At 57.8% G+C, this 12,908-nt stretch carries 14 protein-coding genes; 2 read left to right on the top strand and 12 right to left on the bottom strand.

The window, feature by feature from the left end:
- The 9 genes from ABYT07_RS14165 to ABYT07_RS14205 form a co-directional block, all read right to left on the bottom strand.
- Nucleotides 1–1,031: sulfatase-like hydrolase/transferase (locus ABYT07_RS14165; RefSeq protein WP_372992665.1), on the bottom strand; the 1,031-nt coding region annotated here is incomplete at its 3' end.
- Entirely contained in the window at nucleotides 1,028–1,834 is an 807-nt protein-coding gene (locus ABYT07_RS14170) for a hypothetical protein (protein ID WP_372992667.1), read from the bottom strand. The genes ABYT07_RS14165 and ABYT07_RS14170, both read right to left, overlap by 4 nt.
- Entirely contained in the window at nucleotides 1,835–3,286 is a 1,452-nt protein-coding gene (locus ABYT07_RS14175; RefSeq protein ID WP_372992669.1) for a hypothetical protein, read from the bottom strand.
- Between the two features lie 237 nt (nucleotides 3,287–3,523).
- A complete protein-coding gene (locus ABYT07_RS14180; protein ID WP_372992671.1) occupies nucleotides 3,524–3,664 on the bottom strand; it encodes a hypothetical protein in 141 nt (46 codons plus the stop codon).
- A gap of 102 nt (nucleotides 3,665–3,766) precedes the next feature.
- A complete protein-coding gene (locus tag ABYT07_RS14185; protein ID WP_372992673.1) occupies nucleotides 3,767–4,222 on the bottom strand; it encodes a hypothetical protein in 456 nt (151 codons plus the stop codon).
- A gap of 52 nt (nucleotides 4,223–4,274) precedes the next feature.
- Nucleotides 4,275–4,535, bottom strand: coding sequence for a hypothetical protein (locus tag ABYT07_RS14190; RefSeq protein WP_372992675.1), 261 nt, complete (start codon nucleotides 4,533–4,535; stop codon nucleotides 4,275–4,277).
- Nucleotides 4,536–4,694: 159 nt separating this feature from the next.
- Nucleotides 4,695–5,102 (bottom strand): hypothetical protein, encoded by a 408-nt coding sequence (locus ABYT07_RS14195; protein ID WP_372992677.1) that lies wholly within the window; start codon nucleotides 5,100–5,102, stop codon nucleotides 4,695–4,697.
- Nucleotides 5,103–5,484: 382 nt separating this feature from the next.
- Nucleotides 5,485–5,655 (bottom strand): hypothetical protein, encoded by a 171-nt coding sequence (locus tag ABYT07_RS14200; protein WP_372992679.1) that lies wholly within the window; start codon nucleotides 5,653–5,655, stop codon nucleotides 5,485–5,487.
- A gap of 80 nt (nucleotides 5,656–5,735) precedes the next feature.
- On the bottom strand, nucleotides 5,736–5,984 hold the full coding sequence (locus ABYT07_RS14205) for a hypothetical protein (protein WP_372992681.1): 249 nt from the start codon (nucleotides 5,982–5,984) through the stop codon (nucleotides 5,736–5,738).
- Nucleotides 5,985–6,442: 458 nt separating this feature from the next.
- Between ABYT07_RS14205 and ABYT07_RS14210 the strand changes: the two genes are divergently transcribed.
- A complete protein-coding gene (locus tag ABYT07_RS14210; RefSeq protein WP_372992683.1) occupies nucleotides 6,443–7,450 on the top strand; it encodes a glycosyltransferase family 2 protein in 1,008 nt (335 codons plus the stop codon).
- Here ABYT07_RS14210 and ABYT07_RS14215 read toward each other — a convergent pair.
- Nucleotides 7,441–9,207 carry a glycosyltransferase family 2 protein gene (locus tag ABYT07_RS14215; RefSeq protein ID WP_372992685.1) on the bottom strand — a complete coding sequence of 589 codons (1,767 nt, stop codon included), beginning with the start codon at nucleotides 9,205–9,207 and terminating at the stop codon, nucleotides 7,441–7,443. The genes ABYT07_RS14210 and ABYT07_RS14215 overlap by 10 nt on opposite strands.
- Before the next feature lie 74 nt (nucleotides 9,208–9,281).
- On the bottom strand, nucleotides 9,282–10,088 hold the full coding sequence (locus ABYT07_RS14220) for a hypothetical protein (protein ID WP_372992687.1): 807 nt from the start codon (nucleotides 10,086–10,088) through the stop codon (nucleotides 9,282–9,284).
- Nucleotides 10,089–10,285: 197 nt separating this feature from the next.
- Here ABYT07_RS14220 and ABYT07_RS14225 point away from each other — a divergent pair, with 197 nt between their 5' ends.
- Entirely contained in the window at nucleotides 10,286–11,311 is a 1,026-nt protein-coding gene (locus ABYT07_RS14225) for a glycosyltransferase family 2 protein (protein ID WP_372992689.1), read from the top strand.
- Nucleotides 11,312–11,343: 32 nt separating this feature from the next.
- On the opposite strand, the gene ggt is transcribed toward ABYT07_RS14225, so the two are convergent.
- Nucleotides 11,344–12,908, bottom strand: a 1,565-nt coding sequence (ggt, locus tag ABYT07_RS14230; protein ID WP_372992691.1) for a gamma-glutamyltransferase, incomplete at its 5' end; no start/stop codon positions are given.

Here is a 12,908-nt window from a genome sequence, read left to right on the forward strand (position 1 = left end):
GACACGGGCAGGTCGATGACGCGGCCCTGTTCCATCCGCGCATTCCAGACACCAAGGGGGACATGGGCGGCGCTGTCCCATTGGCTCATCTTGTGGAAACTGTCGTGGGTGCCAAGGTTAAAGCCGTTGTCCGACAGCAGCAAAACCGTGGTGCTTTGCCCCAGCTCAGAGCCCCGTAGCGCCTCCATGAAGCGGCCGATTTCGCCGTCAACATGGCTGATCGCGGCGAAATACGCCCGCACCACCTGACGCCACGCCTGGTCGCCCGCCTTTTCCGGCGTCCAAGGGCCGTTGGCGATATAGGCGGCCTCGTAGACAGCCATGCCTTCCTGGGGTCCGAAATAATCCTCGGGGGCGGCGGTGGTGGGCCAGCTGATCTTGTCCACATCATATTGCTGATAGAACCGGTCCGGCGTTTGCAGATTGTAATGCGGATGTTTGAAGCCAAGCTGAATCAGATGGCGGCGTTTCGGATCAGCGCGGCCCAGATAGTCGATGGCGTTTTGCGCGACGGAATAATCATAGAACTTGTGGTCCTGCGATCCGTCGTCATTGGGGTGGTTGATCCCCGCGATCCCCGGCCCTTTATCAAGGTATTTTTTGACGTTGTTGCGCTTGCCTGCGTCTTTCGCCTCGGGTTGTTCATGGAACAGGATGCGGGCGTATTCTTCGGGCATGGGTTTATAATTGCTGTCGACCTTGCCGGTCGTAAAGGTGCGAAACCCCGCGCGGCGCAGATCGAATTGCCAGCCCGTCGTAGGCGGCAGAATATCGCGCCAGAACCGGTTAAGATCGACCAATCCGGTGCGGAACGGTGACAGACCCGTGGCCAGTTCCGCACGGCACGGCGCACATAACGGCACAGTCGCATAGGCATTGGCAAAGCGCGTCCCTTCGCCCATGAAGCGGTCGATATTGGGGGTGCTGATCGTCAGGCCAAAGGCGTTGCGCCACGTGAAGATGTCGATCATGTCATCAATCCAGATGACGCAGATATTGTCGTCTTTGGTGGTCTGCTTGGTGAAACTCATGATGCGTCCCCTATGCGCTCGACAAAGCGGCAGGCTTGGGTGGTTCTGTCCAGCGCTGCGGGTGTGGTCGGTGCGGTATCAATCCAGAACAGCACGTCGTGGATCACCGAATGGCCCAGCGTTTTAAGGATGCCCTTGCGGTGCGACCGGCAACCGATGAACAGATCGCTCACGCCATCCAGCGCCGCAGCCAACGCCGCGCTGCCATCGGGGCTGGTTTGAGGAGATGGAAATTTTACGCCAGTCTTGGCGGCTGTAAGGCTGATTTTTCCTTTGTCATAGCCCACCAACACCCAAAAGGTGCCGCCGGGCGCGGGCAAGGTCACCTCGACTGACCCGGCATCATCCCGCCACTCCAACAGACCGTCTTTTTCGGATAAAAACAGATAGTTGTTCCCCTCCGGCGGGTTCAGCGTGATGATCGTGCGCGACTGACCTTCGGGTGATTGCAGGCGGATGGCGCAGCAAAATGCCTCGGCCTCGACCAAGGCGGCATCGACGACAAATCCACCGTTCACCTCGCGAATATAGGCGATCCCGCTGCCGGCTGCCGGGCGCGCGTGCCCTTCGTTCGGCTCTGCTGGCCGGGCAACGCTGCCCAGACCATTCTCGGGGCTCCATGCGGTGATCGCGCCGCTGGCGTCCAGCGTCAGGGCATCTTCTGTGGCGCGATACCATATGGCATCGGCATCATTGGGGTGCTGCAGGGGCACCTCTTCGGGTTGTTTTGGCGCGGGTGCCTCGCGCAGCAAAACCGCATCAGGCAGGTCAATGTCGACAAACAAGTGGGGGAATTTATCCATTCAATGCACCGGCAATGCTGCGGGCAAAGCCCAGCGATGAAGGGTCGTGCCGGTCGCGCTATTTCGGGCAAAACCATCGCGCAAAGTACCGCGATTGGCCGGCATCCCGTCGTCTGATGCAGGGTGACCAAGAGCATAGCAAAGCATCAGCCCCTTGCCTTTGGGGGGCCGGTCGCAGGTGATCAGCACATCGTTGCGGTCCCGGCTGTCCACCCGCACGTCGATGATTTTAGCCGCTTTGTCATCGCCCTCGAATCTGAAACCGCAGGCATCGCCCGCGTTTAGCGGGTCGTCCGCGTCCAGCACAAAGTCGCCCAACGCCTCGCCCCGGCAGCGGATCACAGATGCATCGTCCTCACGTTCGGCCAGCAGCAGAACAGGACACGCCCAAGGCGCATCACTGTTGCGCGCCTCGATGGCGCTTGCCTCCATCTCGGCCATTTGTAGGCGGGCATCGGCGGTCGGGCGACCAAAGGGGTCTTGGGCGAACATATAGCCGGGTGCGGCATAGACATGGTCGTGCCCGCCCTTGTTCCATGCCAAATCCCACTGCGCGCGCAGGATCGGGCTGTCCGAAATATCGGCTGTGCCTGCATCAAAGATCGCCGTGAACAGCGGCTTACGTAGACCATGATCAGCAAAAAGATCGGTAATCTGGTGCATCAGGGCGTGCATGCCGCGCGTCCAGTCAGGCGCGGTGCTGACCACGTCTTCGAGGGTGAAATCAAGGCCAACTGAAAGCACCTTGGCGGGTTTCCCCAGCGACCTTGCCGCATCACACAGATTGGCGACGGTCTGGCGAAAATTGGCAAAGGCGGCCCCTTGCGACAGGTTACCGATACAGGCCGAACTGTCCGTTTCAGAGCGCGCATAGATCAAAGGCAAGGCGCGGTGATCCGCCAGCCGACCGCGCAGGATTTCATCGCCGATCAGGCTGTCGCGGGTTTGTTCGGTCAGCTTTTGGATCACTGGGGTTGCGGCGACGTCTTCCGTTCCCGCGGCCCCCGCAGGCCCCAGATCATCGCCCGTGGTGACCACGTGATAGGGAAAAGACATCGGCTCATGCGCCGTCACTGCGCGGCGTGTCCCGCCAAGGGCCAGCAGACCATAGACCGCGCCTGCGGTGTCGGCGATGATATCGGGGGCGCTGGCGTCAAACTCGGCTTTGACAGCACGGCGAAACTGGCGCGGGCCTTGGGCACCGGGTAGATTGGCGCTAAAGACATACCAATCGCCGCGCTGGCGCAGGTTCCATGCATCCACATCGCCCAGCACGGCCGGGTCAATCGCGGCGTCGCCCTGTCCTACCGGCAAACGGCGGTGAATGTCGGCGATCACACTGTCGGACAAGTTCATGCGCAAACCGGTATCGTCAAAGCCGATCACATCGCCGTTCTTCGCCCTTAAAAGAACGCCGCGTTTGGCGGTACCGTGGTCTTGCATCTTTTTCATGTCCTCTGACGGATCGCAGTTGAACGTAAGTATGACATGATCCAGCACCGTTCTAAAGGGATCGTGCATCCGGTAGCGTTATTTGTAGAAGGGCGTCCATTTCTTAATCAAGCGGTGAAAGCCTTTTTGCTCCGCGACCTCAAAGAACTTGGCGGCAGCGGGTTTGTTTTTCTCGTGCAGGGCGCTGCCAAGTTTGCGCAGATAGCGAAAGCCGTCTCTGCGCCCTGCCCGATAGGCTTAGCGCATGGCGCGGGTCGGAATATTACCGCGCAGCAAGTCAAAAAGCGCATCATGCTTGCCCATTCCCACGATGGTTTGAATGCCTGCGTGCCCCGACCCACGCAGCAAAATGCGGGCATAGCCTGCGGGTTTGGGCAACCGCGCCTCGTGTTTCTTGTCCTGCCCATGCAGGACGATCTAGCTGCGTGCGCCGTCCATATGGGCGCGCGAATCATGCAGCCAGCCATCCATTTTGGCCCATTATTCACCGTCGCGGCGTTCAAACCAGACAGCAGCAGGATCAATCGAGCTTTGCGGCGACACCGCAATGGCGCGGCGCGCATCATGCGCCTTGGCCCCCAGCAGCGCGCCATAGCCCCCCATGCTGAATTCGTATGCAGTCACATCCGGCAACGGCCCAAAGAACGCGCGGCAGGCCTCCGTGGTGGTAAAAAACTCAGCGTGCTGGTGCCAGTCTTCTTTGCGGTGAAACACGCAGACATGTGCCATACCCCGCTTGGCAAAGGACCGCGTGCCCCAGCCCCCTTCATCGGTTTGGAACGGATAGTCGAACGGGGCAAATGCCACCAGAACCCGCTGGGCTGAACCGTCCGCAGGCCCGGTATATTCCAGCCGCAACAACGTGCCGTCATAGATCACCTGACGGCTGACCCGGCCCTTAGGCACGGGACCATTGCCGACGGTGGCGTCAGTCATCAGCCAGCAATTTGGCTGGGTCGATCTTGTCAAAGCAGCGTTCACCGACGTGCTATTCCAACATGCCCTTGGCCTTGCGCAGCATGTCGACCTCTTTGAGGACCTTCATATTGCGGTAATGGATCATCTTGATATTTTTGTCCTCGGGCAAAGGTTCGCCGCGCAGGCGGCCGCCCAGAATATAGTGCTGTTCCTCGGGCAAGATATTCCAGTCAAGGCCCGCCGCACGGATCGCCAAAGGCAGGCTCATCTGATCCAGATAGGGGCGTTTTTTAATCAGGTCGACCTTGTCAATCACCTGCGCCAGAAGCATCCACACATCGACGAAGGTTTCGCCACTGTCTGTTCTCAGTCCTTAGGGAAACACGATCAGACCAGCGTTGAAATAGGGCATCAGTTTCTTGCGGCGCTGGCGCGACAGCCAGATGCCTTCTTCGGGCAGCGGCATATCGCAGGCCCCATAGATGTCCTTCTAGATATCCTGCCCTGACCACAGCATGGATGTCGCAGGCGCAACCGACACGTGCCCGGCCTTGTAAATCTGGTCGGCGCGGTTGGGGGCAATGAACAGCATATCGCTATCCATGAAGGCCGAATAGGGCGTGCGCCGGGGTTGCTGCGCCGCGACCATCTTCTTGCCATGGGAATAAGGTGGATCAAACACACCAGCGGTTTCAATAGGCCGCACGTCAACGTTCAGCTTTCTATAGATCGCCAACGCATAAGGGTCCATGTCGCCGATGGTTTCGGCAGAGCAATACCCAATCAGGTCAACGTCTTCCTTGAAATGCGTCCGGATCGATGCCGCCAGATAGCACCCCATACCCTGATATTTCGGCGGGTTCGCAACAAAGAAAATCGACAGGTTCGGCACGCTCAAAGTTCCGGCCCTTTGGTCGGCAAATCGAAAGCATCCATCGGATGTCTTACGTTTTGTGGATGATCTGGTGTTTTTCGCGGCGGTTTTGCGTGCGGGGGCCGCAAGTTTTCTGACTGAAGCGTTTTTTTACCTGTCGGCTTTGCACCGCCCACGTTCGTAACCCCGACTGCGGGCATGGTCTTGGGCAACCCCAAGCCACTGCGCATCCCGCTAATCACCCCCACGGCGATGGTCTTGCGCAGATCCGGATCGGTACAAAATGCTCCCATGGCTTGAAGTGATGGGTCGCAAAGGTTTCGAACTGGCAATCGACGATATATTTATAGGTCTGGAAATCTTCGCACGGGATGCGAGGGCGCTCGAACTCTGCCAAAAGCGGTTCTTACTCAAGGATAAAACCGTCTGAATTGGTATAGCCCAGATCAAAGCGCTGGTCATCAATATAGCGGGGCAAAAACCTGAACCGCTGCATGGATTGTAGCACATGAAGGGTTTCGCCATGGCTGAATTCGCCGCTTTTATATTTGCGCAACAGCGGGTGCATTCGGATCATTTCGCCGCGGTCACGCGGGCCCAGACGGCCGCGGTTGCCAGGCCCGCCGCGCCGGACAACACGGTCTGATTTATCCCCCCCTACGCAACGCGGGACGGGTCAAGATTGCCCAGAAATTCAGGGCTGCCGATGTCGTGATACAGGGGCAGCGGCCACAACACCTGCCCCTTGGGGCGTTCGTGCAAGCGGTTAAAGTTGAACAGCGGTGCCGCGCGACCCTGTGCGTCGGCGACCCCGCGATTGCGGTGGTCTTGCATGTCGACCAGAAAATCGAAATCGTCACCTGCCTCGAGAATTGAATGCAAGGCATCGGTAGTTTTGTTAGGCATTCGCCCGCCTGTCCAATTCGGCCTGCCACGGTTTGGCCGGATCTTTTGACGGCTGCCCACCGTTCAAATCCCTGGGCGCACTGGCCGTGTGATCCCATGACAAGGTCATACCGCTTGATGCCGCGATCGCCCGTGCAAACGCCTCGGGCGCATAAGAAAACTCACCCCTGCATGCCTGCCCAACTGATGCCAGATCGAGGATTTAACAAATTCTTTTGACGTCAGCATGGAATGCTCATGCCTCAGGAAGACAGCGGATTATTGTCTTTATTGCCAGTCTATTGCACGTCAAATCATAGACCAAAACCTCGCTGCTAGGCACCCTTTACCATCCCTTCGCCGCACCAATCCCTGCGATAAATATTGCCCCCGTATTGCGCGATTATGGCCAAAGTCTTAGCACTTTGATAACAGAAGTTGTCACAAAGACGCCCAGACTAGAATTGGAAAGTTGGACTATGGCCATTGGTGGTGAAAAAGCTCTGTTGCTTGCGGTGATGCGCAATGAGGGACCCTATATTATCGAATGGATGGCGCACCACTTTGCCCTTGGCATTGATGATCTGCTGGTCTTCAGCAACTTTTGCACGGACAACACCGACAAAATTCTGGACCGCATCGAGGAAATCTGGCCGCACCGCTGCAAGCACCAGCCCAACCCCAAAGTGATGTTTCCCAACCACGGCAAATGGCTGATCATGGCGTTGCGGTTCGCGGGCCATTTCGGGCGGTATCAAGCGGCCCCGTGGGTTTATACCACCGACCCGGACGAATTTTTGAACTTTACTGGTGACATCAAGACCTTTGATGATTTCTTTGAGAAAACAGGCGAGGCCGATGTCGTTTCCTTTACTTCGATAGCTTTCAACAGCAGCAACCACAAAAACGCCGAGGACGAACTGGTCACTAGGATGTACACGCAGATGGCGTCCGATCTGGAAGGGGCCGAGGCCGAAGGCCAAGAAGTGCTGACCGCTGTCAAAACCTTGTATCGCAACAAAGTCGAAGGCCCGCGCCGCCCGCACCGCCCGGTGACGATGGATTTTTCATCCAAGGGCTATAAGTGGATCAACGGGTCCGGCCAGACCATGCCGCCGGAATTCACCGACAGCGCCTACAAGGCGATTGCGTCGAATGGCACGCGGGATCTGGCCCAGATTAACCATTATTCGATCAAAAGCGCCGAAGAATTTATCCTCAAGGTGGATCGTGGCGATGGTGGTCAAAACGACCGCGTCGGTGAATCCGAGCACTATTGGAACACGGCCAATCGCAAGGGCAACATGGACACACGCGGCGTCGGGCTGTCACCGGCTGCGCAAGAAATCTATGATTTCTTGATGAGCGATGCAAAACTGAAGGCGCTTTATGACGAATGCCTTGAACTGCGCCACGCCCGTTTTCAGGAAATCATGCAAACCGAAGCAGGTCAGGATCTGGCGCGCCGGATCGGATATTACGACTGATTGGCTGCTTCGGCGTTGGCGCGGGGTTCGATGATCACGAACTCCGGCACGCTCAGTTCTTCTGAGGGGGCCAATGTCGGGTCATCGACTTTCTTTTGTTCACGCATAAAACTCGCAATTGCAGGACCGAACAGCACGATCCGTTTTACGGTGCCCAGTTCGATCCGGTTCAACAACTTTGCGCCGATCTGTTCATAGCTTGCGCGCAGAACCTCGGGTTTTTCAGCGGCGATCAACTGGTTGATACGCGCAACGGTCTTGTCCGCGTCGTCGGGGAACACGACCTGATCTGTGGTCATGGTCAGCTGCGTGCCCAGATTAATATCGTTATGCGCCAGAATGTTGCGCATGATTTGCATCCGTGATGCGTTGTCTTCCTGTGCGATCACAATGGCTTGCGGCACCTCTTTGGCGGTAAAAATCGACAGGAACCCGACGCCTGCGCCCAGATCCAGCACCTTTTGGCCATCTTCGACCATGCGCCCGATCTTGCGCGCCATCCGGCGCTGGTATTTGCCGCGCATCACGAAATCGAGGGTATTTTGCGCGAATATGCGTACATCCGCAGGCAATTCAATCTCGTGATTTGGCACCCATTCGACGGCAGTTTGCGCTGTCACGTCAATCTCTCCGGGCACGAAACCATCCCCGCCCTCGCCGACATCGGCAAAATCGGCTTCGGGCTTTTTGCGGCGTTCCTCGACGGGGCGGTCAGCGTTGTTCTTTTCGACCTGCGACATCAGCGCGGCGATTTCAGCCGGATCGCGGGCCTTGGGCGGCTTGGCAACGATCTGGGTGATCGGGACTTTGGAGGCTTCGATCAGCGATTGCTTCAGCTCTTCATAGGCCTCGGTTTTGCGGTATTCTTCCAAGCGCGCCTCTACCCGGTCAATCGCGGCCCAATGCAGGCGTGACAACACCGGATCAGTCAGCAATTCGTCCATGATCGCGCGGCGCCGTTCGGTGTAGCGCAGGATCTTGTCGTCATAGACCTCATTCCGGTCCTGAAGTGACCAATAGTCGGCGTTATACTTGTCTTTTTTGTTGTTCACGTTGCCACGGAATTTACGGATCGCGTAGCTGTCGATGGATTTCACCGCATAGTGGTTCATCTGCGCCCATTGATAGCCAACCGTACGCCGGATCGACCGCCAGCCGCGAAACTTGAAGTAATCCTCCATCGGCAGGCCCGACCCGTTAAGCCATTTGACCGTGTCGGGAAAGCCGGTCTCAAGTTCCTTGTTCTTGATCGACGGGCGGTGGATGCCGATCTTCCATTTGTCGGGATCAAACTTGAACAAGGTCTTGACGCCCCATCCCTTGTTCCATGTGGGTGGCGCGGCATAAAGATACTGTTCAGTGACAGGGTCACGTGACCAGTCGACCACATTGCCAGAGCCGAAGATCCGCCACGTGATGATAATGCCGTTCGCATCGCCCGCGGCGTCCAGCATGGGGTCCAGCGTCCCATCGCCATAGTTGATCGACAGAAATTCATCCGCGTCGAACATCAATATCCAGTCGGCTTCGGCGACTTTGGGTTCGTTCTGCGCGTATTTCATCGCAGAGGGCTGCGGCTTGACGCCTTCGGGGATGTCGTTGCGGCGATGATACCCCAGCCCCAATTCTTCGAGGCGGATCAGCATCTCGTCGGTGCCGTCGCTGCAATCGTTGGTATAGACAAGGATTTTCGTGAACCCAACGGCCAGATGATGGGCATACCATTCCAGTAGGAATGGTGCCTCATCCTTCATCATCGAGATGGCCAGCAGCTTGCCGTGGGGGCTTTTATGCGGTTTTAGGTTGATGGCCTTAACCCTCTTGCGGTCGCTTAGCGCAGCGCCTTGGACGGGTCGATGCCGATCTTTTCACACATCCGCGCGGCGTATGATCCGGGCAGCGGTTCGTTCTTTTCCCACCATGGCTTTGTGCCGTTGGTGTACAGGTGCACCGACAGGGTTTTGTCCGTGAAATGCCCTTCGACCCGACCATAGGGGTCGTAGAAAACGTCGTTCAGTTGGAACGGCACAGGGTACAGCACTTCTCGCTCACTTGCCTTGTCGTACTGGCCGGTCTGCTTGGCAAAGTAGGTAAATGCCTGCGGGCCGAATGCCGTGCGCTCGGCGTTATAGATACGGTGTGCGTGGGACAGCTTGGGGTCTTGGCGGTCGTATTTCTTGCGCTGGTTCTTGTTCCACCATGCGGGGTAACCCGGCAGGTTGTCATAGTAATCAAGCAGTTGGTCGATCAGCTCGCATTCCTGCGGCATCCCCACGACACCACAGTTCAGCGCGCCGGACATACCGTGGCGGCCAAAAATATATTCGTCTTCTTCGGGGAACGGCTGGTGGCAGAACGCATCGCAATCAATCCAGATCGCGCCCGTCTTTTGGATCATCTTGTAGCGAAACACATTCGACAGGAACGAGGCGCTGGTCGCCTCGACCAAGGCGCGGTCGATCTCCATGATCTCGGAGGCAGGGCGCACTTCGACACCTTCGGGGGCGTTATCAACCTTGTCGGCGCAATACAGGATCGTCTTGTGACCCGCGACAACATGGGATTTCAGGCAAAGCTGGTTCAGATAGTGAAGTTTCTCACCAATCCAAAGCGACGCAACGGGGCGACGGTCATTCATAATTTCGGCCTCTCTGATGACACTATTTTTGCTGTGTCTGATGTAACTGCTCGGGATGCAGAATAGCTTAGCACCCGCTGTCTTGTAAAGAATCGTTAGAATTTAGGCAGGTTTGGGGCGCAAGATTGACTTGCGACCGCCCACATGAGAGTCAATTACGCAACGCAACCCTTCCTTGATCAAGGCAGCCCCACCCCGTGACCCGCATTCTTGCTGTAACCTGTATGCGAAACGAAGGGCCCTATTGCCTAGAGTGGATCGCCCATCACCGCGCGGCCGGCGTCGATGCGTTTTTGGTTTTCACCCATGATTGCGATGATGGCACAGATGCCTTGCTGGATTTGATCCCCGATGTGACCCATGTGCGCTTTGCGCCCGAGCCTGTGAAATCGGTACAATGGCAAGCGATGCGGCTGGCCGACGGGCATCCGCTGATGCAGGCCGCCGATTGGGTGATCTTTTTCGATTGCGATGAATTTCTATGTCTTGAGGCCCCGTTACAAAGTTTCAACGATCTGATCGCAGCGGTCCCTGAAAACACCGATGCCATTGCCCTGCCGTGGCGGCTGTTTGGCGCAGCGAGGCTGGAAAACTTCGAGGATCGCCTCACCCCGGAGCGGTTTAACTTGTGCGCCCCTGATCCGTTTTTTCTGCCTGCTGGCAGTTTTTTCAAGACGTTATTTCGCCCCGAAAAATTCCAGAAACTTGGCGTGCATCGTCCCAAGAACAAGGGCAAGGGTCCGGGTCATTGGAACCTTGGCGGGACCGCACCGGCCACAGACATTTTTGCAAGGGCAGAAAATCGCATCAACCTGTTCGGCCTGATGCAGGCCCCTGCCCGCGCGCGGCTTAATCACTATTCGCTGCGCTCGGCAGCGGAATTCATGGTGAAGCGCGGGCGCGGGTTGCCGAACCGAACGACAAAGACCCTTGATCTGCATTATTGGGCCGAGCGGAATTTCAATACTGTAGAAGATCACATGATTGACCCGATGCTGGACGGCACCCGGCGCGAAATGGCCAGCCTGTGCGCCCTGAATGGCGTGCAATACGCCCATGATCATGCAGTCCGCTGGCATCGCGATGCCTTTGCCGCGCTGATGAAAGACCCCGCAGAAATCCAGTTTTTCTGGCATCTGATCTTGTTGGGCGGCAGCACCCCACCGTCGCGCGACCAAGCGCAGGCCCATCTGGCGCGTCACAGTCAGGCGGACCAGACATAAGCGGCGCAATGGCGTAACCCTGCAAGGTGGTTCTAGGACGGCACTGGTTTCGGCACATCCGGCCAAAATCGGGTTCCAGCGCGGGCATAGCCCCCGCCAAGCGCCATCACCGTGCCATCTGCTCGCCAGCAGGCAGCGCCGGTTTTGCCACCCAGCGGGCCAAAACCGATCCCGGCCATACCGCCGCCGACATGCGGCACACTCAGGACTTGCCAGCCCTTTGCGCGCAACGCGTGTTGGCGGGCACCGCCATAGCCCTCTTCGACCTCGATCTCTTGGCCTTGGGTCCACAGGCGCGGTGCTTCGACCGCTTCTTGCAGGGTCATGCCATGGTCAATCAAATTGACCAACGCCTGCAACACCGATCCGAAAATGCGCAATCCCCCCGGCAAACCAATCGCAAAGGCAGGCGCATCACCATGCATCACGATCGTCGGGGCCATGGATGTCGTCACGCGTTTGCCCGGTGCCATCGACAGGGCGTGGCCCGGATGTGGATCGAACAGACACATGTAATTGTTGGGAATAATGCCGGTACCGGGGATCATAAAGCGCGCCCCAAACAGCCCGTTGATCGTCTGTGTCGTCGCCACGATATTGCCCGCAGCATCGGCGACACTGACATGGGTCGTATTCGCGGATTCCGCCGGAATCCTTGGCGATACACCGGCTTGCCAGTCTTGGGTCCGGTCCATATCGATCAAACTGCGGCGCTGTGTTGCATATTCCTTGGCGATCAACTGCTCGACAGGCACGTCCACAAATGCCGGATCAGCCGTTGCTGCCGCGCGGTCGGCAAATGCGATCTTGAGGACCTCACCCAGCAGATGTGTCGCCTCGGGTGATCCGAAACCCATTGCACCGATGTCATACCCTTCAAGGATATTGAGCATCTGAACCACATGCACCCCGCCCGCCGAGGGTGGCGGAGGGCCAAAGATGCTATAGCCGCGATAGCTGCCCATCATCGGCGCGCGGGTCATGGTTTGAACCGCTGCCAGATCCTCAGCCGTGATCAGACCACCGGCACGGGCCATATGATCTGTAACCGCTTGGCCAAGGCGACCGAGATAGAACACATCTGGACCATCTTTGGCGATGGCACGCAGGGTCTTGGCATAATCTGTCATTACCAACTTTTGCCCAGCACATAGCGGCACACCACCGGGCAGCAGGTGGCGGGCAATCTCGGGGTCCAGCGCCAATTCGGCGGCGGCTTCTGCGATGCAATTGGCCAAATAAGGCGTGACGGCAAAACCCTGTTCGGCATGGCGGATCGCAGGGGCCATGACATGGTCAAGCGGCAGGCTGCCATAGCTGTCGAGTGCGTCACACCAGCCCCGCAGATTGCCGGGGGTTGCGACAGCTTTGGGCCCGAACTCAGTCTCGCGGCCCGCGACCTGCATATAATTCGGCCCCTCGTCCGCGATGGGACGGAAAGCATCGGATGACGCCGCCAAGGGCGCAGCACTTAGCCCGTCTAGCACCACATGCGTGCCGTCCTTCATGCGGATATGCGCGACACCGCCGCCGAAAATGCCCACCATCATCGGTTCGACCACCGACAGGGTGAACAGGGCAGCAATCGCGGCATCAA

The organism is Sulfitobacter sp. (genome assembly GCF_041552635.1).
GTDB lineage: Bacteria > Pseudomonadota > Alphaproteobacteria > Rhodobacterales > Rhodobacteraceae > Sulfitobacter.